This is a genomic window from Rhizobium sp. BK312 (genome assembly GCF_014193605.1).
Taxonomy (GTDB): Bacteria; Pseudomonadota; Alphaproteobacteria; order Rhizobiales; family Rhizobiaceae; genus Rhizobium.
Map to the genome: position 1 here is coordinate 166,887 of NZ_JACHZP010000010.1, position 25,773 is coordinate 192,659.

Annotated in this window: 10 protein-coding genes; 7 read left to right on the plus strand and 3 right to left on the minus strand. The window is 57.5% G+C overall.

The features are described from left to right. Window positions 1-27: 27 nt before the first annotated feature. The 3 genes from FHT85_RS25500 to FHT85_RS25510 all read right to left on the minus strand — a co-directional run bounded on the left by FHT85_RS25500 (window position 28) and on the right by FHT85_RS25510 (window position 6,189). Window positions 28-1,515, minus strand: coding sequence for a tetratricopeptide repeat protein (locus tag FHT85_RS25500; RefSeq protein ID WP_162709627.1), 1,488 nt, complete (start codon window positions 1,513-1,515; stop codon window positions 28-30). A gap of 146 nt (window positions 1,516-1,661) precedes the next feature. Further along, a complete protein-coding gene (locus FHT85_RS25505) occupies window positions 1,662-4,502 on the minus strand; it encodes a hypothetical protein (protein WP_112410505.1) in 2,841 nt (946 codons plus the stop codon). Window positions 4,503-4,506: 4 nt separating this feature from the next. After that, window positions 4,507-6,189: a molecular chaperone HscC gene (locus tag FHT85_RS25510; RefSeq protein WP_112410506.1), complete on the minus strand. Its 1,683-nt coding sequence runs from the start codon at window positions 6,187-6,189 to the stop codon at window positions 4,507-4,509. Window positions 6,190-6,624: 435 nt separating this feature from the next. On the opposite strand from FHT85_RS25510, the gene FHT85_RS25515 reads away from it, so the two are divergent. The 7 genes from FHT85_RS25515 (at window position 6,625) to FHT85_RS25555 (ending at window position 25,710) form a co-directional block, all read left to right on the plus strand. Further along, the gene (locus FHT85_RS25515; RefSeq protein WP_112410507.1) at window positions 6,625-7,302 is read left to right on the plus strand and encodes an invasion associated locus B family protein; all 678 of its coding nucleotides are present in this window, start codon (window positions 6,625-6,627) and stop codon (window positions 7,300-7,302) included. Window positions 7,303-7,385: 83 nt separating this feature from the next. Beyond that, a complete protein-coding gene (locus tag FHT85_RS25520; RefSeq protein WP_112410508.1) occupies window positions 7,386-9,101 on the plus strand; it encodes a ShlB/FhaC/HecB family hemolysin secretion/activation protein in 1,716 nt (571 codons plus the stop codon). Between the two features lie 32 nt (window positions 9,102-9,133). Continuing rightward, a complete protein-coding gene (locus FHT85_RS25525; protein WP_246780094.1) occupies window positions 9,134-9,577 on the plus strand; it encodes a hypothetical protein in 444 nt (147 codons plus the stop codon). Between the two features lie 10 nt (window positions 9,578-9,587). Continuing rightward, the gene (locus tag FHT85_RS25530; protein ID WP_112410510.1) at window positions 9,588-10,190 is read left to right on the plus strand and encodes a hypothetical protein; all 603 of its coding nucleotides are present in this window, start codon (window positions 9,588-9,590) and stop codon (window positions 10,188-10,190) included. 191 nt (window positions 10,191-10,381) lie between these two features. Next, window positions 10,382-23,899: a hemagglutinin repeat-containing protein gene (locus FHT85_RS30625; RefSeq protein ID WP_112410511.1), complete on the plus strand. Its 13,518-nt coding sequence runs from the start codon at window positions 10,382-10,384 to the stop codon at window positions 23,897-23,899. Between the two features lie 16 nt (window positions 23,900-23,915). Beyond that, window positions 23,916-24,326 carry a DUF596 domain-containing protein gene (locus tag FHT85_RS25550; protein ID WP_112410512.1) on the plus strand — a complete coding sequence of 137 codons (411 nt, stop codon included), beginning with the start codon at window positions 23,916-23,918 and terminating at the stop codon, window positions 24,324-24,326. 604 nt (window positions 24,327-24,930) lie between these two features. After that, entirely contained in the window at window positions 24,931-25,710 is a 780-nt protein-coding gene (locus FHT85_RS25555; RefSeq protein WP_210293868.1) for a hypothetical protein, read from the plus strand. The last annotated feature ends 63 nt before the right edge of the window (window positions 25,711-25,773 follow it).

Sequence of the window (25,773 nt, forward strand, 5' to 3'; positions counted from 1 at the left end):
GCCGGTGCCGAAGCCACCCAGCAACCGCTAAGTTGCGCGAAACAATTCCGCAAAAGCAACATCTGCCTCCTCCCGCGCACGCCGGGCTACAACATCTTGTATCTTGGCGATTTGTTTCTCATAGAGTTTAGAATTTATCGCAAGCGCAGCATCCACATCGCCCTGCGCTTTATCGAATTGGTTTCGGCGCGTTTCGATCCAGGCTCGGAGCATCAGTGCTCTCGGATTTCGGGTGTTCGTTGTTAAGATATCGGAGATATCCTGCAGAGCATCGTCATCCTTGCGCAAAGTAATGTTGATTTCCGCCCGCAAGAGCAAATTCATTTGGTCGGAAATCTTGGAGTGGGGACGGCCAGATAAGAGCCGATTAAGATCCGCCAAAGCCAAATCCGGCTTTCCGGCGGCGCGATACACGAGGGCCCTGTGGCCGTAATAGCCCATGTAGTTCGGCTCTGCCTCGATCAGCTTGCTATAGTCTGTCGCCGCACGATCGTATTGCCCGGTTGAGAAATAGAGCGACGCACGCTGCTCCAAAGCAACCCCACTCTCGGTTCTATCCAAAACCTCCGAACAAATCTCGATAGCATTCAGATTACCTCGCTGACCCTCTACCATGGCTGCACGTGTGCAGTCCTCTTCCGTGTAAATCGGCTTATGGAGAAGCAATTCGAGTGCGGCCCGAGCATCCTTGTCGTTCGGCCAACTGGATAGCGCCGCCACATAATCCTGTTTTGCTTTCTCCTTGTCGCCAATTTCAAGATAGATGCGACCACGCAGGTTCAGCACCTTGTTTCGCTCCCAATTCAGCCCATCGTTTTTGCCGGAAGCGTCCAAGGCCCGGCTCGCGAGACTGAGTGCCTGGCTTAGGTCCTTTCGGCTGAGATGGATCTCGGCCATCATGGTCAGAATCTCGGCGTGTGGAGGCGCCATATTCAGATATGCAGCGCCGTCATTGAGGGCAAGATCATCATTGCCCAGTTCGTGGTATGCTCGGCTTCTGAACAAATAGACGAGAGGCTCTTTGGGATCGAGGGTAGCGACTTTATCAAAATCTGGCAGTGCCAACGCATATTGGCTGGTGAAGACAAAGAACTCGCCGCGCAACAGGTGGGAACCTGCCTGATCGGATCCGATCTCTACAAGCTTATCAAAATCAGCTTTTGCTTCATTCGCGAGTTGCTGCTTTTTGAGCGGATCACGAGCTGAAACGAAGGCAAATTTTTTGATTTGCGCACGTATTTCGTAGGCGGAAGTTTGGCCTGGATTCAACCCGATCGCGCTGTCGCAATCCTCTGTAGTCTCCTGGAGCGGATTAGCGAGGAATAAGGCCCGGCAACGATCGGTGAGCGCCTGAGCAAGTCTCGTCGGATCCTTAATCGTATCGATCAGCTTCGTGCACTCGGAAACGGTCGCACATATCAGCGGCGCTGGGAGACTGCCACGTTCGGCATGCGCGGCGACAGTGCATAGGAACAGGGCACAGGCGCCCATGAATGCGAACTTTAGGTTGAGCATTGAAAATTCCCATGGGTTGCATACCGCTGGAGAAAATGTGGCGCGAGAGACCATAGAAGATCTGTTCGGCCCACTATCAAATTAATAGGTGCTTAGACGGTGGGTCGGACGGTTCAGCTCCTATCAAGAGCAGAAGCTGAATTTCCCTACTTTTCAAGGAGAGGCTTGATTGCAAGTTGCAACTCCACAATCGACATGGGATCGGTTACGCACCACCTGGTCGATGGCTGCGCTGCAAGCTGCAGGTCCGCTCTACCTCGTTTGTGATCTCCCAATGCTTCGAGGGCCTGGCCGCGGCGCATATGAAATTCACCACATTGCGTTCCGCCGGCGAGCGCCTGATCGAATTCCAAGATCGCGTTGCGGTTATCCCCGTTGTGGTAGTACCAGTTACCAAGAAGACCATGAGCAAGCGAAGCTAGTTTATTTCTGGTAAAGCCATAAATGCTGTTGTCTTTGGGCATGAACTCGAGGAAATCCTCCAAATATTCGCGTTCGCCGGTGCTGAGATCCGCCTTGAAAAAACCCTCAAGCTGTTTGTTCGGGGCGTTAAAAAGATCATCGATTTGTTTTTCCCCCGGTCCATTTGCGAATACCTTTCGGTAACACATCGGCTCTGCGAGCGCCCGTTGCCCCAATGTCCGCCACAGTTCGGCGTTCGTGGACGGTTCTGGAGCGAGGGTGTCTGCCAAGGAGTGTGCTAGAAACCGCCGCATATTCGAGCGGAGCGCAGCGCTATTAAAGTCAAGGCAGGTGCGAGCAATGTTAAAATACGCCATTCGCGCAATCGCAACTTCTGTCCGAGATGCCTCATATAGCCGGGGGGCCGTCGTGGGAGAGCGATAAAGGTTCTGCCTCAAGTACCGAGCGACGGCGCCATCGTCTGTGATGCTCTGTTCGATCGCATTGGAGGAGGCGCCATCCGTCTTAATCTCAATCCGGCTAGGATCGTCTCCGCTCACCGCACCGCCAGAAGTGTCGGCTTCTACGACGGGGCTCATGTCACGAAGCTTTTCGTCCGGAACCGTAAGCAGCCGATTGAACTCAACGATCAGTTGGAGGTCGTTGAACCGCGAATCGGTTACTGAATGTTTCAGAAAACTGTCGAGCAGTAGCCCACGCATTGTATCTGGGAACGCATCCAGATTTGGACCACTGGTCTGCGGAGGAATTGCGGCCCAGATCGCCGCAATAGCTTGCGGATCATTCGCATCTTGCAGCAGCGGCGCCCAGGCAAGAAGTGACCGCTCAATCTCCATACGCTGTTGGGGCGTTCCCGATCGGTATGCCGCGGCAAGGGTGCGAAGTTTGCTTTCACGTGCTGCCGCTGGCGTTGCCATAAGCGGACGTACGAGGGGTTGGTTCGATTCCTTGAACCAGCGCGGGCTAATGAGCTGGTCGGCCCGACTATGCAAATCTCTTAGCCATTGCCCATCTTCGAGATCAGCCAGTAACCGGCCGGTGTCATTTTTCCGATCACGAAAGCCTGTCTGCTCCACTGTAATGAGGAATTTCATCAGGTCGAAGAGCTGGCCGTCTGCCAATTTATCGTCGCTTGCGACGGCATCGATAGCAGAACCCACGATTTCCGAAACCACTGCCTCGACCGGTTTGCCCGGATCATCTTTTGTTTGGGCCATAAATGTGAGCGTATTTAATACGGAAATCAGCGCCATTACGGAGAGGAGGACTTCGATCGTGCTTGTGACTTTTTCATAATCGCGCCAAAAGTTCCGCAAGGAGTTTGATCGTGTGACTTTGTTCCACAATCCGCGGCGGTCCGCGTCGATGACCCGCTGCACTGCGGCGTCCACGGCTAGGCGCTGCATGTAAACCGGCAACACGATACGCGCTGCCAGCAAGACTAGAACACATACCAAACCGATCCATTGGACGATATTGCTGGTTGGTGAGAAGCCGCCTGCCGTGCTTAAGATCAAAAGTCCAAAGAAGATACCGCTTTGCCAGATCAGTCCGGCGGACGCTAATTGCGTCGCCGGTAGCATCAAGCTCTTCCATTCGAGGTGAAACGGCCAGCGTTTGCGCTCGACTGCCCTATTAAAGAATTTTGCGAGCTCGACGGTCTGCAAAGCAATTTCGCGATCTTCGGTTGGGAAAATCGGAAGGCCGGTTTTTTCGTCAAAATAAGCTGTATGGCCCGCTTCGCGCCGTCGCAGAATTCCGCGTGCGACCTGGGCATGTGCCAGCCATGAGAAATAAACCATCGCGTCGTTTTGACCGCAAAGACGTACGAGCGTGGCGGGACGTTCGGCAAATCGGCATTGTTGCTCAACCGTCTCGACAACGGCAGCGAAGCTATGCCCTTGACCGAACTCGCTAACGGTATCGGGGCTCTGAAGCGTACTGCGTGGAAGCATCGAAGCGACGTGGCGCCCCACGGCTTCCAAGAATTCTTCGTGGCGCTGCAAGCTCAAGTTTGCAGATGCCAAATTAAACAATTCCTCCCACCGCTGCGTCTCTTGAGCACTCGGATCAACGCTCCACGGCCGTTGCTCTCCTTGTGCGATGATTTCGCTCAAACGGTCGAAGACAAGCTTATCAAGGTCGGGTTTGCTAATCCGGAGCTCGGGCGCCATATCAATCGACTGCTCGCGCGGGGCCTCTTCTGAAGGCCTATTATTGGAAGCGGATACAGGATCTTCATCGGAAGGCGGTAAGTCCGTGGGCGCCGCTGTCACGTCAGTTGGCTCTACCATCGACCGTTCGACCAAATCGTTGCGATCTGACAGAAGGTCGACCGCTTCAAGCAGCTCATTGTGAGCATCGAAAGCATGCAGCATAATCGGCTGCAAGGCCCGTGCGCTCGCCCAAGCCAAAGCAGCGTCCCGAGCGCCTACTAGGCGCTGAAATCCCTGCGGATCTTCATCCGGGCGAAAATCGCGAAGGCGCCGTGCGTAGGCACGTCGAATCTCATCTTCGTCCTGCGTCGGAGCAATTTGCAGAAGGGTCCAGAATGTCTCGAGCATCGGATTACAGGATTGTGTGTTCGAATTGATTCAGTGTTTCGGCAAAGCTACGTCGCAAGCCGCTCAGATCATGGTTCGCTTGGTCATTCAATGCCGTCTCGAACTGAAGGAGAAGCTGGGCAATGTGCTCTCTCGCAGATCCGAGGGATTCGGCGTAAAGCCGTTCTGCCCTGGCTATCAAGGAACGATTTTCCTGCTGATCACGTGGTGCCAATTTGATGGAGGCAAGTGCCGCGAAGCTCCTGTCGAGTTCCTCGTCGCTTAGATTTGCCTGATTGCGGAAGACTTTCCGCTCCAGCAGGCCGGTCGACGTGACTTTCACTTCAACTTCGAGTGCGCCATTGATGTCATAGGTGAAACGCACGCCGATGGACTCCTTGCCAGCCGGTCCGGCTGGAACCGGAACCGTGACTGTCCCTATCAGAACGTTTTGCGAGGGACGCATGTGTTCGCCCTGCAGCACGTCGATATCGACGCGCGTTTGCCCGTTCACGACCGTGCGGTAGCTATTTTCCCTGCTGATTGGGACCATGGCATTACGTTCAATGATTGGTGACAGGATCGCACCATCCGGCGCCCGATGATCCACGATGGCGGTGCCCAGGGTAAAAGGGCAGACATCCGTCATGATAATTTCGTCGAGGGCACCTCGGCGATGTTTTAAGCCCGCCTGCACGGCCGCCCCAAGCGCTATTGCATGATCGGGTCGAGCATGAATCAGCGGAAAACGGCCAAACAGCTTCGTAACCAGGCCTCGGACTAGCGGCATTCTGGTAGCGCCTCCCACCAACACAATCTGATCTATCCTGGTTGGATCGACGCGAGCGTCACGGATGGCGCTTTCGATTGGTGTACGCATCCGTCTGATGAGGGGAGCCGCCGCTTCCTCAAATGCAGTACGCGTCAGCGTGCCCGAGCATTGAGTCTCACCGAGCGAGAAATCATAAGTTCCCTCCGGTTTGTCAGTCATGGCAAACTTGAGGTTTTCTGCCTCGCGCAACAGTCGGGCACGCTCCGACGGCGCAAGCTTCGTCTCGTCGAGGTCATGCCGTTTGATCAGTAGTCCCACAATAAGGTCGCGGAAGTCGTTGCCTCCGAGCATGGAATCTCCCGCCGAAGCTCGGATTTCCATAATGTTCTCGTATTTATGCAGAAGCGATACGTCGAATGTTCCACCGCCAAGATCGAGGATGAGGAAACGTCCATCGCTGTCGGATTCCAGCCCATGTGCCAGCGCGGCGGCGGTGGGCTCGTTAATCAACCGCTCCACCTTCAAGCCGGCCAGTTGTGCAGCGTGGAGTGTCGCCTTGCGTTGTGGATCGTTGAAATAGGCCGGAACGGAAATCACGGCTTCGACGATCTCTTCGTCGAGCTTGCTCTCAACATCATCCTTGAGTGACTTTAGCACGAGCGCAGACAGTTCCTCAGCGCGCCAAGTCTTTCCCGCCAACTGAACACCCTTGGAGCTGCCCATCCAGCGCTTAAAGGAAGCCACGGAGCGGTCAGGATGTGTAATCAGCCGATCGGCGGCCGCGCGCCCCACCAGGACCATACCGTCATCGGCGATGCTGATCGCCGATGGCGTCAGGGTTTCTCCCAGTGCGTTAGTGATGAGTTTTGAATTGTTTTCGGACCAGACGGCAGCCAGCGAATTGGACGTGCCGAGATCAATGCCCACAATTGCCATCAATGCCTCGTATGCGAATAGAAATGTTCAATAAGAGATCAACGCCAGATAGCGGACAGATGTAAAAAGAACGTACATTTTGTCAGTCGAATTGCGATCAGAAGGAAAGAGCGTTGGTCTTCGGCCGGAGTGGAGTTAGCTCGGCTTTACGCTGAAGCCGACAAGGTCGCGGTGCCGCCCCATCATGAGCGAGGCATTTTATTCAATTGTTGAGCGTCGGTGTTGCAGATTTTACACGCATATCTGAAAACGAGCGTGTGAGTCACCCGTGCTATTGCTACTTTTTGCTGTATTTTTTTAGAAATCTGCTATTGAGCGGATTAAGCCCATGATCGGCTACGCCACCCTGTGGTGAATCTTCCTGAATTTTGACCGATATGCCCATTGAGCAAGGTCCGCCTTGCGCAAGTGGATGGCTTTGACTTGGTAGTTTGTATGTCCCTCCCCATTAAGTCTTTCTCCTTCAAGACCTTCACCTCTGTCGCGTTCCTTTCTTCGGCGCTGGTCGCATTTTCCGCTGCCGCGCAGGAGCAGCCCGCTCCGGCGGCCGCGAATACGTCGTCCGGCGCCAGCTCGACTCAGGCCGCTACGCCTCAAACAGAAGAACAAAAGCCAGCACCTCAGGCGCGGGTGCAGAAGTTCGACGATTGGTACTATCGCTGCATCGACGGCAAGGCAGCGGATGGTTCGGCATTGACGAACTGCGAAGTTGCGCAGATCGCCACGGTCAAGCAGGGCGATCAGGATGTGAACATATTGACACTGGCGGTAGCAAAGGTGCCGGCTCCTGCCGCAACAGACAAGAAGGCGGCAAAGCAGCCCGCCAGTGAACTGGTGCTAACCACGCTCGTGCCACTCAATATGTACATTCCCGCCGGGCTTAGCATCGATGTAAGCGACAAGCCCGTTGTGCAGTTGGTCTACCGCAACTGTAACCAGGCCGGCTGCTGGGCGCAGCAGAAGCTGGATGCCAAGATGGTGTCGGCCCTTTCCAAGGCCTCGGATGGCACCGGTCATGTCCAGATGATGAATGGCCAGAAGGTCAACATCAAGTTCTCGCTGAAGGGATTGTCGGCGGCGCTCGATGCGCTGCAGAAGCCCGCCTCGAAGTAAGCGGACGGCGGGAATAGCTCATGACACTGGCTTTAGGGTCGCCTCCTGCGCGGAGCGGCCGGTGCTTTTCGAAGTCGTCATTCATGGTGCCGTTTGCCACCGTGTTGCTGTCGGTGATCCTGGTTTCGGCCCAGGCTGCGGCACAGCAATCGCCGAATGACGACTTCGCGCGCCGTCAGGCGCAGGAAGCCGAGCAGCAGCGGCTGCAGAGCTTGGGTCAGATGACGCCGAAGCCTTCTCCGCTCGAAGGTCAGCAGCCAGAGAAGGCCGGTGATCAGAAAGCTGGCCCGTGCTTTGCCATCACCCATATCGAGGTCGAAGGCGTCAAGCAGTTTTCGGTCGGCGCGATCGACAAGGTCACGGCTCCTTACACGAACCGCTGTATGGGCGTCGGCGAGATTAATGCACTGCTGCGCGACCTGACGCATCTCTATCTCGACAAGGGATTTGTCAGCTCCCGTGTCTATGTGCCGGCGCAGGATATCGCCAAGACCAAGGTGCTGCGCCTAGTTGCCGTCGAAGGCAGGCTTTCCGACATCTATATCAACGGCAAGCCGGCGCCAGATTCCGGTGTGATCGCCACGGCCTTTCCCGGCATGAAGGGCGAGATCACCAATCTTCGCGATATCGAGCAGGGCCTCGACCAGATCAATCGTCTCACCTCCAACAATGCCAAGACGGCGATGCTGCCCGGCAAGACCGACGGCACCTCGATCCTCAATGTCGAGAACAAGCCCAGCCATCTCTGGCATCTGTCATTCGGTAACAGCAATCTCGGCCAGGAGCAGACGGGATATTCCAAGTCCTCAGCCTCGCTAGGCTACGACAATCTTTTCGGCCTCAGCGACCAGTGGAATTTCGGCTATGAGCATTCCGGCCCGGATTATCCCTGGCGCGACGATGGCCATGGCAAGAGCAACAGCTACTCCGGCAATGTCAGTGTGCCCTACGGCTATTGGACCTTTTCCGCCAATGGCTCCTGGTATGAATATGACAGTTCCGTTCCGGGTAATTTCGGGCCGCTCAATACGTCGGGCGATAGCAAGCAGGTCGGCATCGGCGCCGATCGCGTGATCTTCCGCGACAAGGATTCGATCACAACCTTCAACAGCGGCCTGACCTACAAGGAAACCAACAATTTCCTGCTTGGTAACAAAATCGAGGTCGGCAGCCGCAAATACACGGTCGGCGATCTCGGCATCTCGCATTCGCGCCGCATGCTTGGCAGCCTCTGGGTGTTCGACCTCTCCTACAGCCAAGGGCTCAACCTGTTTGACGCCGTCGCTCCCGGAGATGCCGGGGCAGGCAACGCCGATCCCCGCTTTTCGAAGTTCACGGGCACCATCACCATGACGAAGCCGTTCGAAGTGGCGGAGCAGCACTTCGAGATCAATTCGATCGTCACCGGACAATACTCGCCCGACAATCTGTTCGGGGCGGAGCAGATCTCGGCCGGCGGCTATTCCTCGGTGCGCGGCACGCGCGAGACCATGCTTTACGGCAATAACGGCTTCTTCGTTCGCAACGATCTTGTCTGGCGGACGCAGCCATTTGCCGACAATGCCGCACTTGCGAAGATCCTCGGAGAGTTCCGGCCCTATGTCGGTCTCGACTACGGGCGGATCGCCCGCCAGGCCCGCGACCAGATTGCAGGCGGCGACATGCTCGGCTGGACGGTCGGCGCCAAGCTCGCCGGCGGCAATGTCAATTTCGATATGGGTTATTCGGATGTCTTTGGTGGCACGGTCGACCGCCGCGACTCCGGGCTTCTTTTCGTAAGTACTTCAATACGTTGGTAAAAGTGTAACAGGGCAAGATCATGAATTTCGCAATGATGAAAGACCGAAAATCTCTCGCGCTATCCACCGCAGTGCTTTTGAGCTGTTCAATCATACTGTCGGGTTGTGGTGGCCGAGAGGCGCATCCGATCGCATCGACCACTGCGGGTGATACCGGACTGCAGTGCAGCGGCATCAATCGCGAATTTGCGGCGAACGAACGTCAGATACTCTCGACCGTCAAGGAGCGTTCGCAGGCCCAGGGCAAGAATGTCATCCTAGGCGCCACGGGTGTTCTTCTGTTCTGGCCGGCCCTGTTTTTCATGGATCCTAAATCGCCGGAGAAGATCGAGATCGACGCCTTGCGCAATCGCAACCAGGTACTGACGGATATTGCTCGTTCGAGAGGGTGCGCGACGCCGAAATCCCAATTAGGCGAACTCTACAAGAAGCTCGACGGCGGCGTGAAGACCGCGCCGGCGGCAAGAGGGGGCTGAGGAGATGACGATGGATCTGCGCTTGCTATCTGCAACCGGCGCCCTGGGGGCTCAGTTGATGCGATATCTCTCCGGCGGTATCGCCTTTGTTCTCGTGATGTTGCTCGCATCCTGCGTCACAACGGATCCACGGCTTGTGGCCGCTCTTCAAAAGACGTCCGTGCGCGAAATCCGCATCGAGACAGCACCTGATGTCAAAATGACAGGCCTTTTCACGGAAGGTAAACCCGATCCGCAATTGGCCACGGTTGTCCGTGTGTTGAAAGGGACCATGGAGAAGGGGCTGATCGGATTACCCGGTGGTCCAACGCGAGCGCGGTTGGTCGTCAGCCTCCATGTGGTCGATCTGGCCACGAAGGCTGGACGTGTTCTTATTCACAGCGACAGCCGGATTGCGGGGATGGTTAGGCTGGAAGACGCCAAGACAGGGCACCTCATTGCCGAGCAGTCCATTGCGGCGGCTAACAGTGGCATGCGCGGGGAGGGGCTCGGCATATTTGTGGCCATGGCCGTCAACGCAGCTTCGGCCGCAGGGCCTGACGATATTCTGGCGCAACGGCTGTCGAACGCCTTCACTCAGCAGGTCAAGCAGTGGTTGCAGACGAAGAAATAGCGGGATGCCGGCTGTCAAGTCGGCTTTCCGATAGGGTTCAGAGTGAACGGCCTATGCCGGTCATAAAGACCGGGTGAGCCAGAGGCCGAAATCGCTTTGATCACGCGGCTATGGATGTCGCGATCGATCAGCAAGCTTAGTTTCAATTGCGGCAAGTTCAGCTTGCCGCGCAGTCACAGTGAAGGCGTGTGATGAGCAAGAAGATCGCATTGGTTGGATCACGAGTTGCAGCCAAGGACAGGGAGGTCGCATTTGCTCTGCGAAGCCAGCTTCTGCGCCTTGGGCGGCAGTCGCTTGCCGTCACTCTGAGCGGTCTTCTGTTCCTGCAGCCAGCGATTGCTAACGCGCAATCCGTTTCCGCGGCAGGATCGGCACCCGTTGCCAATCAGGCGGGCGTTGGAGCAGCGCCCAACGGCGTGCCGCTGATCGATATCGTCACACCAAACGCCGCCGGCCTCTCGCACAACAAGTACGACAATTTCAATGTTGGTACCCAGGGTCTGATCCTCAATAATTTCAAAGGCGAGCAAGGCACTTCGAACCTCGGCGGGGTGACGCCAGGCAATCCAAACCTTAATGCCTCGAACCCGGCTTCCGTCATTCTCAACGAAGTTACATCAGGCAATCGCTCGGCCCTGAATGGACCGACCGAAGTCTATGGCGGCAGAGCTGACGTCATCATCGCGAATCCGAACGGAATCACCTGCGCGGGCTGCGGCTTCATCAATACGCCGAGAGCGACGCTGACGACCGGCGTGCCGAATATCGGCTCCGACGGAAGCCTAACCGGTTTCACCGTCAATGGCGGCGATGTCACCTTCGAAGGGACAGGCGGGAACTTTGCCGCTGCTCCTGGCGCTGTCGATCTGTTCGACGTCGTTTCCCGCCAGATCCATGTCAACGCGCCGATCTATGGCAAGTCCGTGCGCCTGACTGGGGGCGCCAGCCAATACAACTATGCCACCGGAGAGGCGACGGCGCTGACCGCCACCTCGGGCACGCCAGAATATGCGATCGACGGTTCAGCGCTCGGCGCCATGCAGGCCGACCGCATCAAGGTCGTCGTCACGGAAAAGGGCGCCGGCGTCAAGATGAGCGGCGATATGGCCGCCAATGCTGGTGAACTGTCGCTGTCGGCTGATGGCAAAATCTCGATCGGCAATGCTTCCGCGCGCGATGGTGTGACCATCACCTCGAAACAGAAGGTCACTGCTGCCAAGGTGACCTCGAGGCAGAAGGTTGCGGTCCGGGCCGACCAAGGCATTACCCTGCTATCGGTTGCAGCGGATAGCGATATCGTGTTTGCCAGTGGAACTGGCCTGCTCAGCGTCTCCGGCGACGTCAACAGCGGCACGACGGTGCAGATGAGCTCGGGCGGCGGGATTGCTGCCGGCACCGTCACCGCTGGCAATGGTGCAGTGACGCTTGTCGCCAGCTCCGGCGATATAGCGATTGCAGGGACTGCCAGCAGCACCAGCGACCTTACTCTGACCGCCACGGCGGGCTCGATCTCGGCCGCCTCGCTGTTGAGCTACAACAATCTCGCTCTTACCGCTGGTAATAGTCTTACCGTTTCCGGAAATGTCCTGGCGCAGGGCAATGTCAGCGCCACTGCCCAGTCAATCTCCACCGGCATGGTTGTTTCCGGCATTAATATTGCCGGCACAAGTGCCGCTCCTGATGGGAATGTTGTTCTTGGCTCGGCAGGCAACTTGAGCCTAACGGCAACCGGCGGCACGATAGCCACCGGCAATCTGCAGTCGGCTGGAAGTCTCAACACCAGTGCGACCGGCAACATCACGGCAGGGAATATTCAATCAGCCGGCAATCTTACCGTAACCGCGACCTCGCTCGCGGCCGCTAATGTTACCTCGCATGGCGGGCTCACCGTTAATGCTGCGATGAACGCGAGCGGTCAGATTCTTGGAGCGGGCGATGTCCTGATCTCCGGGGCTGGCATTCAGGCGACCGCCATCGCGTCCGGCGTCGACTTTGCCTTAACCAACGCCGCTGGTGGCAATATCGTCCTAGGTTCGGCCGGCGCACTCGATCTAAAAGCTGCCGCCGGCACCATCACGGTCGGCACGTTGCTGTCGGCCGGCAATCTGACCGCCCAGGCTTCGTTGCTGCAGTCTAACAATCTCACCAGTCACGGCAACGTCGGTATCGACGGCGGCATGCGCCTCACCAACCAATTGCTCGGAGCTAGCGATATCACCATCAATGGCAACGCCAATGGTGTAAGCGCTGGTCTGCTTGCGTCTGGGGTCAATTTTGCGGCGACCAAGGCTGCCGGCGGCAATATCGTGCTGGCAGGTAGCGGTGATCTGACGATCAACGACAGTGCTGGCGCCATCCAGGCAGGAACCGTGATGGCGGCAGGCGCGATCAACGTCACCGGTCAGACCATCACTGCTGATGCGATCACCGGCGGTAAGAACATCACGCTGACCGGTGCGACCAGTCCGACCGCCGGAAGCGGCAGCGTGAAGATCAGTGGCCAGGTGCTTGGCGGCGGCAATGTCGGCATAACCGGTTCCAGCATCGCGGCCGATGCCATTGTCTCAGGCGTCGATATCGCCGCCACCAATGCGGCGGGCGGGCGCATCACCCTCGGCCCGACGATCACGGGAGCCGGAAATCTGTCGTTGACGAGCGCAGGTGCCATCAGCGCTGGAACGCTCTTGTCTGCGGGCGATCTCATCGCGAACGGCGCATCGATAACGTCAGGCAATATTTCCGTGCATCACGACATGACGCTCGGCGGCGTGATCAGCGTCAGTGGCCAGATCCTGGGTGCCGGCAACGTATCGATCACCGGCCTGGGTCTGTCGGCACAGACACTTGTCGCCGGCATTGACTTCAATGCCACCAATGCCGCCGGCGGCAATATCGTCCTTGGTCAGACCGGCGATTTGACAGTAAACGTCAATGGCGCCGTTGCGGCATCGACGATACAGGCTGCGGGTGCCATCGACATCAGCGGCACGTCCGTCGCAGCTGCCTCCATCACCGGTCATAAGGATATCAGCCTTTCCGGTACGGCAGCAGGAGGTGTGAATGTTGCCAATCAAGTGCTTGGCGGGGGTAACGTTGGCATCTCCGGCCCAAGCATCAAGGCAGGGACTATCGTCTCGGGTATCGATTTCGCTGCAACGGCAGCCGCCAATGGGAACATCGTCCAAACGACAAGCGGCGATCTGACGCTTGCCGCAGCCGGCAGCATCGACACTGGCACGCTGCTCTCGGCCGGCAAACTCAATGCTACCGGCTCGACTATCACGGCCGGGACCGTCACGGCGCATGGCGATATGACGCTTAGGGGCGCCACTAGTGTTACCGGCCAGATCCTGAGCGCCGGAAACGTGCTGATCACTGGCCAAAGTCTGGCAGCGCAGACTGTCATTGCGGGCATCGACTTCGGTGCAACCAATGCCGCGGGCGGCAATATCGTTGTTGGACAGCTCGGGGACTTGACGGTTCAGTTGAGTGGTGGGTTCTCGGCATCGACGATGCAAGCCGCCGGTGCCATCAACGTCAATGCCGCGACTATGACCGCCGATACCATCATCGGTCATCACGACATTACCCTTTCCGGGGCGACGACCGTCAATCAGCAGATCTTGGGCGGCGGCAACATCGGCATCTCCGGCTCGAGCGTCAAGGCTGGCGCTATCGTTTCGGGCGTCGATTTCGCCGCGACGGCAGCCGCTAATGGGAACATCGTCCAGACGACAAGCGGCAATCTGACGCTCGCTTCGACCGGTGCGATCAATACCGGGACATTGCTGTCGGCCGGTAATTTTTCCGCCAGCGGCACCGCTGTGACTGCGGACGCAGTCACAGCGCATGGCGACATCACGCTTAATGGCGCCACCAGCGTTACCGGCCAGGTTCTCGGCGCCGGCAACATCCTGATCACTGGCCAGAGCCTGTCGGCCCAATCTGTCGTCGCCGGTATAGACTTCGGTGCAACCAACGCCGCCGGCGGCAATATCGTTGTTGGACAGTTCGGGGACCTGAAGGCTCAGTTGAGTAGCGGGTTCTCTGCATCGACGATGCAGGCCGCCGGCACCATCAACGTCAATGCCGCTACAGTGACGGCCGATACCGTCACCGGCCATAAGGATGTCGCGCTTGCCGGTGCGACCACCGTCCATGGCCAAGTCCTTAGTGGCGGCAACATCATCATCTCAGGCCCGAGCATCGCTGCAGGCGCGATCGTCTCCGGTGTCGACTTTACTGGCACCACTGCCGCCAACGGCAATATCGTCCAGACATCAAGTGGCGATATGACCCTGGCTTCGAGCGGTAATCTCACAATCGGCACGCTGTCGTCGGCAGGCAATTTAACCGCGCAAGCGAGCGATCTGAGCGCGAATAGCATCACAAGCCATGGTACGACCGATCTGGCGGCCAACGGTCTTGTCAACGTCAGTGGCCAGGTATTATCGGCCGTCAATCTCTCGATCGATGGCGCCAGCCTCAACGCCGGACTTCTGGTCTCCGGCGTGGATTTTACCGCGACCGCGGCCAACGGCGGCAACATCGTGCTTGGAGGGGCCGGTAAGACGGACCTCACCGTGTCCGGCAATGCCGCGGCCGGCACGATCCTGTCGTCGGGCGATATCACGGCAAAGACGGCCAACCTACAGGCGGGTAGCGTCACAAGCCACGGCAATGTCGGCATCATCGGTAACGTCGATGTCAGCAACCAAATACTGGCCGCAGGCGAGCTTGCGATCAATGGCGGCAGTATCAGCGCACCGACCTTGATCTCCGGCATCGACTTTGCCGCCACCAACGCCGCCGGCGGCAACATCGTGCTGGCGTCGTCGGGAGCCATGAATCTGACGGCCTCCGGCAATATCACGGCTGGCACGATCCTTTCCGCCGGTGACGTCACGGCGAAAGCGGCTGATCTCATCGCCGACAGCATCACCGCTCATGGCAACGCAGACATTGTCGGCAGTGTCGATATCAGCAACCAGATCATTGCTGCCGGCAATCTCACGGTTAGCGGTGGTCACATCAACGCACCGACGCTGATCTCCGGCATCGACTTTGCTGCCACCAACGCCCGCGGCGGCGGTATAGTGCTCGGAACTGCCGGCGATATGAATTTGACCGCGTCTGCGGGCATCACCGCCCAGACCATGTTATCGGCTGGCGCAGTCAATGCCAGTGGGTCTGCGATTACGGCCAATGCTGTGACCGGGCATGGCGACATCACCCTCGCCGCCAGCAACAATGTCAATGTCTCGGGCCAGCTCCTCGGCGCCGGCGACGTCTTGCTCTCCGGTTCGACCGTCCAACTGGGCCAGGCAGTTACTGGTGTTGATTTCGCTGCCACCGCGCGATCGTCAAACGGCGCCATCGCTCTCGGACAAAGCGGCGATCTGACCATTAACGCCGGAAGTGCATCGGCCGGCACGCTGATCGTCGCAGGCAACCTCAACGTGGCGGCAAGCGCCTTTACGGGCGGCAACATCACGGGCCACGGTGCCGTCGCGATCGGCTCATCCACCAGTCCCGGCGCGGTCAGGATTAACGGCCAGCTCTTGGGCGCCAGCAACGTCTCGGTGACCGGATCTGGCGTCAGCGGCAACGTCATCGCGGCCGGGGTCGATTTTGCGGCGATGGACCAATCGGGCGCCGGTAACGTCATTCTAGGCCCGGGCGGCAATCTCACGCTCGCGAGCACGGCAGGCGACATCTCTTTCAACAGCCTGCTTGCTGCCGGGACGATTGCGGCCAATGCTGCGAACAATATCAGCGCTAATGCCGTCGCCCATGGCGATCTGTCGCTCACAGCGGGCAACGCCATCACGCTCAACGGCCAATCGCTTGCAAGCCGCAACGCCAATCTGTCCGCTCGATCGATGACGATCGACACACTGGTCTCAGGCGTCGATTTCGCCGCCACCAATGCTGCGGCCGGCGGCAGTCTGATGCTGCAGCGTACTGGTGTAATGACGCTGTCAGCTTCGAGCGGTAGTATCAGCGCCAATTCGCTACTTTCGGGCGGCAATCTTGCCGCTACGGCGACGCAGAACATCGGTTACAACAGCTTGCAGAGCTTAGGCGACGCTGCGCTTACAGGCCCTGGCGCCATTGCTTATACCAGCACCACCCGCGTTGGAGGCAACCTAACTCTCAATACCGGCGCACTGGATCTCTCCGGCAGCAGGGGCAGCCGGATTGCCGCCGGCGGCACGCTGATCGTCAACGCTTCATCCGCCAATCTCTCGGGAAGCAATCTCGTCTTCGGCGGCCTGACCCTCAATCTCTCCGGTAGTGCCGATCTTTCCAATGCGCAAGTCAGCACCGTCACCAACGCTGGCGGTTCAGGTGACATCACCATCTCCGCTGCAGGCCTTGCCACCACCGCTGGGACCTCCCTGCTCGCCGCGCATGACCTGACGCTGAACCTGCCATCGTTGGGCAACATCGGTCAGCTTGCTGCCGGCAACAATCTGACGTTCAACGTCGCTGGCGACTTCTACAACAGCCCGTCAGGCCTCGTCTTTGCGGGCAACAACGCCAACCTCTTCGTCGGCGGCACGCTCACCAACGACCAGGGCGCTATCCTCGCAGATGGCGGGTTGACCATCCGGGGAACGACCGAAGGTCAGCGCAATGCGGCAGTCACCAATGTGTCCGGTCTCATTCAGTCCGGTGGCGACATGTCGATACTCACCAGCAACCTCACAAATAGGCGATCGACGACGCCGACCTGGGTGACGGGTCAGCTGGTCTCCTCCGGTGGCGTTGTCGGTACCTTCGTGCTCAATCCAGCAGTCGCAGGCCAACCCTTCGCCTATCTGGAATCGACCGACCAGAATATGTTTCAGCTTTATGCGGGGGTCGATCCGGGGCAGTTTTCTGACTACCAGCCGCTGTTATATTCGGTCGCAACCCTTGCCGACGGCACCTCCTATCACGCCTGGACCTGGGTCAGCGGCAGTGGTCCGACGGAAGTTCGGCCTATCTTCGACTGGATTAAGGCTCGCGTTCCCAAGGATGCCAACGGCAATCCGATCCTCGATCCCAACAATCCGTCGCGCTATTTCATTGTCGATGAAGTCGTCCGTAGCGGTTCGGATACCAGCACGACCTACACCTGGGATCCAACGTCCAACATATCGCAGTCGGTTTATGAAGACCGCTTCACCAGTGCGCTCAGCCCCGAGGCCGTGATCCGCGCTGGCGGCAATCTCACCGTCGATGCCACCAACCTCACCAATTCCTACAGCCGGATTGAGGCCGGCGGTGATGCGACGCTCAAAGGATCGACGCTCACCAACGAAGGCGTCGTTCTCAATCGCACCACGACACTGACCTGCAATGCCCAGAGTGCATGCACAGCCTACAACAGCGACGGTTCCGCCGATCCTTCCCGTAGTATCGCCAACGGCACGTCGATCATGTCAGGATCGCAGGTTATCGGCGGCGCGGCTGGTACGCTCAAGGCGGCGAGGGCCTTGAGCCTTAATTTCGGTACGGTCAACAATACGTCGCTCGGTTCGACGGGCGGCAGCGCGGCCGTCAGTGCGCCTTCGACGTCGAGCGATCCTCTGTCCGCCCTGAATGGCATGACGGCCGGCGGCGCCTTGTTCAATGTCAACGCCGCGCTAGGCAGTTTCACCTCGAATGGCGGCGCCAACGTCGGTAGTGGTCCATCACTAACGGGTACCGGTACAACGATCGCCGGCGGGCCGACCGTCAATGGCGGTAACCTGACGGCAGTCGTCGGTGCGTCGGTGGGCAGCAACGGCGTGACGCTCGTGAGCGGCCCATCGATCAGCTCGGGCACCCTGACAGCTAGTGGTGCTGCGATCAATCCCAACAGCTTGATGGGCAAGCTCACCGCTGCTCTCGGCAACAGCGGCAACCTCGCTCAGGTCCTCGAGGTCAACGGCGCGAAACTCGCCTCGCTTGCGAAGCCCCAGTCCGGCGGGGTCGGTGGCACGGTTCCAGGTCAGGTCTTCCTGTTCGAAACGCGGGCAGCCTTCCTTGACGTGTCGAAGTTCTATGGCTCGAGCTATTTCATCGACAGAGTTGGCTATACGCCGGAGACCAAGGTGCCCTTCCTCGGCGACGCCTATTTCGACAATCAGCTCGTAGACGAACAGATGCGGCAGCTGGTGGGCGATGGCCTTGGCGCGGGATCCTTTATCCCCGGCAACAATGCTACCGACCAGATGAAGACGCTGCTCGACAATGGCGTCGCTTATGCGGAGGCGAACGGGCTTGCTCTCGGGCAAGCACTGACGCCGGAGCAGGCCGCGTCGCTCACTCAGTCGATGGTGATCTACCAGACGCAGATCGTCGACGGCGCGCAGGTGTTGGTGCCGGTCGTCTATCTCTCTGCCGCTGATAAGGCAAAGGTCAACGCAGGCGGCGCCGTCATCGCCGGCAACAGCGTCAGCATCGACGCTGGCTCCGTCAACAATTCCGGTGCGATTGCCGCAGCGGATGGCATGACCATCAATGCGACCGAGATCAAGGCCAATGGCGGCACCTTCCTGGCCGGTGGCAACATGAACCTCAACGCCACAAATGGCATTACGCTTGCCGCACAGACGATGACCATCGGTGGTCAGAATGTCGTCAACACCAATGCCGGTGTGTCGGCTGGCGGCAACCTGCAGATCGCCGCGGGCGGTACGCTGAGCTTAGAGGGCACCAAGATTGCCGCGGGTGGCGCAGCCCAGCTTTCCGGCGCCAATGTCAATCTTACCACCGTCAAGGTCGACAACGGCGGTCAGCAGAATGCGACGGGCGCCCGTGTCAACGCCGGTGGTAATCTCACCATTGCAGCCAACAACGACATCAATGTCATAGGTTCCTCTGCCAAGGCCGCCGGCGATCTCAAACTTAAGGCCACGAATGGAGCGGTCAATATCGTTTCGACCGATCTCGCTCGCAAGACGAACGATGGCTACACCAAGACGACGGGTACCGATCAGCAGGCCTCGCAGCTCACCGCCGGCGGCAACCTTCAGGTCAATGCCAATACAGGTGTCCTGATCTCTGGTTCCGACCTGACGGCAAAGGGCGATGTCGGTCTGACCTCGAACGGCGACATCAATGTCACCACGTCGCAGAACCAGTCGAACTCGACTTTCGGCAAAAACTCCTCGTCCGAGCTGACGCATAATGGTTCGACCATTACGGCGGGCGGCGATCTGGTCGCGAAGTCTAACAGCGACATCAACGTTATCGGCTCAACGATGGATGCCGACGGAAAGCTTGGCTTGCAGGCCGCTAAGAACGTCACGATTGCTGAAGCGACCGATAGCGCCACCCTCGACGTCAAGAGCTCCAGCAAGAAGAGTGGATTCTTCGGTTCGACGAAGGAGAATGCTTCCGGTCACCTGGAGACCACGACAGCGGCTGGCTCGTCACTTTCCGGCAAGGACGGTGTGACGATCATATCCGGCGGCGACACCACGGTCTCCGCCTCCAAGGTGACGGCAGGTGATGACACTCATACCGCCGATCTCAAAGTCCAGACCGATGGCAATCTGATCGTCACCGCCGGTAAGGACACGGAGACTGAACATGATAGCGCCAAGCGCAAGGGTTTCCTGCGCAGCGGCAGCTCGAGCTACGATGGCTATAACGAGACGACAGTCGGCTCACAGCTCTCGGCATCTGGTGATGTTAATCTCGATGCTGGCAAGGCGGCCGCCATTGTCGGCTCAAAGGTCAATGCCGATGGCTCGCTGAATATCTCCGGCGAGAGCGTCAGCATCATTGGGGCACAGGAAAACCACGAGTCCGATAGCAAGCGCAAGGATTCTGGCCTCTTCGTCGGCTCCGGCGGAGGCTTCATCTCGCTCTACGGCAAGAACGAAAAGCAGGGCCAGCAATCTTCCACGGATAACGTCGGCTCAGAGCTTACGGCCGGGAAAGATGTCAATTTGACGGCGAGGGCCACCGATCTCAACATCATGGGATCGTCGGTCAATGCCGATCGCGACATCAATCTGTCGGCTGCACGTGACGTCAATGTCACACCCGGCGCCGAAAGCTCCTCGCAATCCGAACAGCAGAAGAAATCCGGCTTCGGCCTGGCCCTCTCCGCCGGCAATGGTGGTTTCTCGATCGGTATCGGCGCGCAGTCGACCAAGGACAGCAAGGCGCAGCAGTCCGATACCAATGCGGTATCGACATTGGCGGCGGGCCGCGATCTCAACATCTCGGCGGGCAACAATGTGAACCTGCAGGCGACCAGCGCCTCGGCCGAGCGCGACGTCAATCTCTTTGCCAAGAACGATATCAATCTGCTGTCAGCCAACGACGTCACCAATTACCAGGAGGTGCATGAAAAGACCTTCGCCGGCGTGACCATCTCGGTGACGAGCCAGGTCGGTAAAGCGGCTGAGAGCATCATGAACTCGGCCGAGCGCCTTTCCGACAGCGGCGGCGTCAATGCGGTGACCAACACGGCCATTGCCGGCCTCGGCTTCTATCAGGCCTATGAGGACCTTAAGGCCGCTTCGGAAAATTTTGATGCAGGCAAGGGTCTTTCTTTCAGTATTGGCATCAATGCTGGCGTCAATCATCAGGAAAGCAGCTGGTCGTCGTCGTCCTCGACCCCGGTGGTCACGGATATCCGTGCCGGGCGCTCGATCACAATGGAGGCCGAGATGGGCTCCATCACCAGCGATGGCGCGCAGATCCTGGCCGGCTATGACAAGTACGGCATCCCCACGATTCCAGGAGATCCGCGGACCGGCGATATCTTCCTGTCGGCGGGGAATGGCGACATCAACCTCAATGCTGCCACGGGCACCTCGGATTCGACCAGCTCGAACAACTCCTGGAGCGCCGGCGTCGGCGTCAACTTCGGCTGCAGTACAAAGGGTGGTTGCCAGGAGACCGGGGTCGGGGTCAACGCATCCTATGGCAAGGGCGGTTCGGAAACTTCCGGCACCAACCACACGAATACACATGTGAACGGTACCGGCGATGTCACCATCGTCACCAACGATCTCGGGCTGAAGGGGGCGACGGTCGCCGGCAATTCGGTTTCGATCGACGTCAAGAACCTGACGATCGAAAGCCAGCTGGATACGCAAAAGGCCAAGGCCGATCAGTTCAATGTCTCTGGTCAGATCGGCTTTGGAAACACCGGCGTCTCCGGCACCGTGCAGAACGCCAAGGGCGATGCGGTTCTCGTCTCCGAACAGTCGGGCATTCATGCAGGCACCGGCGGCCTCAACATTGATGTCAGCGGCCAGACGTCGCTTGTAGGCGGGCTGATTACCAGCCAGGCGACGGCGGATAAGAACTCCTTCTCCACCGGTACGCTGACGGTTGCCGATATCGATACACATTCGACCTGGAAGGCCGAAACCTATGGCGGCGGGATCGGGACTGGCGGACTGAGCATCGCTCCACCCGTCAAGGCCGGCGAAAACGAGACCGGCAAGGCCTATTCCGCCATCGGCGGCAATATCGGCATCATGATCACCGATCCGGCGCACCAGGTGCAGGACATCGGCACGATCCGCCGCGATACCGAGAACACCAATACGTCGCTGCCTGGCTTGCCGGACCTGCAGAATATCTTGCGCCAGCAGTACAAGACCCAGGCCGATCTGCAGGCGGCGCAAAGGACAATGGCGACGCTCGTAGGTGAGATCGCCAGCGAACTGCGAGACCATGCTAGCACACCGGAAGAATATACCTTGTGGGACGAGGGGGGCGCAGGCCGCGCGGTCCTACACGCTATCGGCGGTGGTTTGCTCGGTGGTGTTAACGGCTGGGAGGGAGCGCTGAAAGGCGCGCTCGGCGGTGCGGCAACCACGTTGCTGGCACCAGCGATTGAGCGGCTGATCAACGGTATGGTGAGAGACAGCAACCTGTCAGCCGCCGATCGTGAGCAGCTTGCTGCTCTGCTTGGTGAGAGCCTAAGCGCCGTTGTTGGCGGAGCTGTCGGCGGCGGAGAAGGTGCGGCCTATGGTGCCGCCAACTATCAATACAACTATCTAAACGACAAACAACGGAAGAACGGCATTGCCGCCTATCGCGCTGCAAAAGAGTGTAAAGCTACCGATAATTGCACGGTCGAGAACGCCCGCCTGGCGTTCTATCTGGCGATGTCGCAGGCGAACACAGCGACCCTGATCAGTGTCTGCACCAGCGATCCATCTTCGTCGGCCTGCCGATCAATGATCAGCGATCTGCAATCGTTCGTGAACGCGTATAACAACTTGAACATTCCCACGGCAGTCGACATCGTCAACGGCACCGATGATGATTCAACGGCAGCAACGCAGGCGCTCGCCGGCATGGATGGGTTTATCCCGTATGATGTCATCTTGGCGCAGCATTTGGCCGAGGTGGCCAATGGCAAATCCGCTGATGTGGCCATCCAAGAGGCTTTGCTCGACATCAGCCAGCGCAATGGTGGCATCAAAACTTTCCTCGATGCGATGGGTGTTGCCTATGGGATCGGCTCTTGCGCGGGATCGTTTGGCATTACCTGCGCGATAGGCGCGCTCAATGCGGCGGTTTCAGCCAATCATCTTGTCTCGGCCGTGCCGCAGGCACTGACAGGCAGGAAAGCTCAAACAGCCGCTGTACTAGCTTTGACAGGCATGGGGGTCGACAAGCAAGAGGCCGAGAAATGGCAGAATTACGTTGAAACTGGCGTTCTGGTCGTCAGCGTCGCCTATGTGGGCGGCGAGATGATCTATCAGTTGCGCGTAAACAAGGCTGCACTTGCAGCCGGCGATGAAGGCTTGGCCGCCCTCAACAACAAAAGCTTCAACCCAAAAACGAATGAGACCGTCGATAATGTCTTTGGGGCGGCTTGTTCGTTTGACGGTGCGACGCTGGTCAAGACCATCGACGGCTTTACGGCGATCAGCCAGATTCGCCCTGGCAAAACATTAGTGTGGTCGCGTGATGAGAAAGGGCGCGAAGGCTACAAGCTTGCACTTGCTAAGATTCAGGAGGAGCACGCGAGAACTCTTTATTTGACCGTCAAATCCGATACGAACGGTCGTCAGCAGACTATCACAACGACGATGAACCATCCCTTCTTCGCGGTTCTCTTGAAAAAAAGAACAATCCCGACAGCGCTGCCCGAAGGGTATCGTTATAAGGGGCCGATCAAAAATGGCGCCTGGATTGCTGCAGGCGACCTTCTGTCGGGCGAAAAATTGCTCGATGCCGATGGAAGCTGGAACTCGGTCGTCAATGTCCGCATCGAAGACAAGTCGTTTGACGCCTACAATTTGACGATTGCGGACTTCCATACCTATTTTGTCAAGCAAGCCACCAATGAGGACGTCCAGGCCGTTTGGGTACACAATAATTGCTTTGATGACCTGGCGAATTTGTACAATAAAAATCATCCCCTGAAATCACTCGACATCGAAGGAGTGCAGGTTAACGTTGGCTCTGGCGGAAATACCAGCGGAACAACCATAGTTCTTGACAGTCAAACTTTGACTGATGCTCAGATATTAACTTATGCTGAAAAACTTGCCGGTGGGGCGTTAACTCCTCACCCAAGCGTTTCCGGAATTTTCACGGCTACCTCATCAGATGGAACTCGGATTACATTGCGATCAATCTCGAGCTCGGCGGGTAGTACAGGCGCTCGCTGGACCATCGATATCGCTGGGAGCGATAAAATTCAGGGGGTAAATCCTAAACTTCCCCGTGTTGAGCTCAAATTCCGCTGAGAGAGGCTATCGAACGATGAAGAAACAATGGGAACAAATTGTCGAACTATCAGAATTCTGGGCTTTCAACGGACTATGGATGTTTATTCGCGATGAGTACAAAAACTTCTCTGAGGCTCGTAAGGTTTTTTTGGGTATAGTTGAAGATCTTCTTTATAGCGGTCGAATAAAGCTTGGGAAGAGCGGAGTATTACTGGAAAATTCAGTAAATGAGCAGATTTCCCTTTTGACGAATGCTTTACCCGTTGATCGCCGCGAAATGATACTCGGACCTGCGGCTAGCTCATCTCTGCCGATGCGGATCGAAGATTTCGATCAAATGGCAGAAGAGGAAAAAATTGCTGAAGAAAGTTTATGGTTCTTTCGCGAAGAGTGCCCCGCTGGAGTCGTGTGGATAAGAGATGATGGTTCTGAGGAGTGGACCTGACTTTGGTCATATTAATGAATATTGATTACCCACGGAAGAGACCGAAGTTTTCAGGAGGGTCCCCGAAATAGTTATGAGATTGAACCAGCTCTCGATGAAAATATCTATACTTGGGTGTAAGACATGAAACCTATTGACTATATGTCAATGATGCTTATCCGAAGAATGTCGTGCAGTTCAATCCATGTAATGTCCTGCGTCTATGAAGTAATTCCTACATTCCGTAGGAGCGAGGCGGAGTATCAAAGCGCCGACTTCTCTGAATAACAGGCTCTCCGATATGGAGACGCCATTGGAACGCACGGTGTGGTTTCATCTCCGTTGATTTCAATACCGGTGACATTTTCTTGTGGGACAAGTTCAGAAGCGCTGCGCTATCAACCGAGTCGTCAACGTTTACGCCGGGATCCAGGCCTTTGAACTACGCGCTTGAGCAGGCTCGCGATGAAACAACAAATTCGAATATGCCCCAATCCATCAAAGACAAAGCTTTGGCGAACTTAGGTACCGGTGACTTCACTGCCAATACAGTCGGAACGGCGAGCGCTAAAAATTCGGTCCCCGTCAAGTTTTGTGGCTTCAATCCCTGCTGAAGGAGGCGGTTTTGAAAATCTTTAACCCTATTCGAGGGCGTGAGACAATTGACGGCACTATTGCTCGGGTACTTCGGACCGAATTCGATCCCACGAAGCCTATGGGCAATTTTGCTGTGTATGATCTCTATGATGTTATTTCAGCCTGGTTGGTGCTTCGTAACAAGGAAATTGAGCCGGCAATCCATCGAGCGAACCGCTGGCTCGACCAGGTGCTCGACGCTGGGGGCGAGAAATTTGGCCCCGATCCCAATGCCCACCTCACAAAACTAAATTGGGCCAGAGCCATCGGCACATGGCTTGAGGACGGGTGCGGCGACGAAGCTCATTGGGAGAATGCCCGGATCTTTGAAGAAGCCACGTGGCGGTTTCCAGGCCGGCCATGGCCGCGAAACGAAATCGTCTACTACGGCCTTGACGACTACATGGCTTTTACCTGCCAGAACTTTGAAGAGCCGGAAACTGTCGAGGCCGGTATCGAGATGTATGAGCACTGGCTCGGCGATAAGCCGTTGTCGCTGAAAAAGCTGCTGAAGCCCCGCGACCTCGGCTATGCCGTTTGTTTGCACTATGCCCGCCAGCAGTTCGAGGAAGAGGAGTTGTTCGAGGCGGGTCGCCGAATGTTGCAGGCCAATCTTGAGGGAACCTGGTTGGGAAACGGCCAATATATGCGCGCGGCCACATGGCTTAAGATCGTCTATTGGGACCGCAACCAGGTACTCACTCCGCTGGAAACCATACTCAAAGCCTACGACAACATGCCAAACGTACCCCGTCCTGATTTTATTTAATGTGACCTCGGCCTTAAGGGACTTTCTATGGGTGTGGATCTTCGTAACGACGCAGGCGAGACG

What these genes read in the sequence shown, in the direction of transcription:
- FHT85_RS25510 (WP_112410506.1), bottom strand. Translation starts at nt 6,189, where the DNA reads ATGGCAATTGTGGGCATTGATCTCGGCACGTCCAATTCGCTGGCTGCC.
- FHT85_RS25530 (WP_112410510.1), top strand. Translation starts at nt 9,588, where the DNA reads ATGGATCTGCGCTTGCTATCTGCAACCGGCGCCCTGGGGGCTCAGTTG.
- FHT85_RS30625 (WP_112410511.1), top strand. Translation starts at nt 10,382, where the DNA reads ATGAGCAAGAAGATCGCATTGGTTGGATCACGAGTTGCAGCCAAGGAC.
- FHT85_RS25515 (WP_112410507.1), top strand. Translation starts at nt 6,625, where the DNA reads ATGTCCCTCCCCATTAAGTCTTTCTCCTTCAAGACCTTCACCTCTGTC.
- FHT85_RS25525 (WP_246780094.1), top strand. Translation starts at nt 9,134, where the DNA reads ATGATGAAAGACCGAAAATCTCTCGCGCTATCCACCGCAGTGCTTTTG.
- FHT85_RS25505 (WP_112410505.1), bottom strand. Translation starts at nt 4,502, where the DNA reads ATGCTCGAGACATTCTGGACCCTTCTGCAAATTGCTCCGACGCAGGAC.
- FHT85_RS25500 (WP_162709627.1), bottom strand. Translation starts at nt 1,515, where the DNA reads ATGCTCAACCTAAAGTTCGCATTCATGGGCGCCTGTGCCCTGTTCCTA.
- FHT85_RS25520 (WP_112410508.1), top strand. Translation starts at nt 7,386, where the DNA reads ATGGTGCCGTTTGCCACCGTGTTGCTGTCGGTGATCCTGGTTTCGGCC.
- FHT85_RS25550 (WP_112410512.1), top strand. Translation starts at nt 23,916, where the DNA reads ATGAAGAAACAATGGGAACAAATTGTCGAACTATCAGAATTCTGGGCT.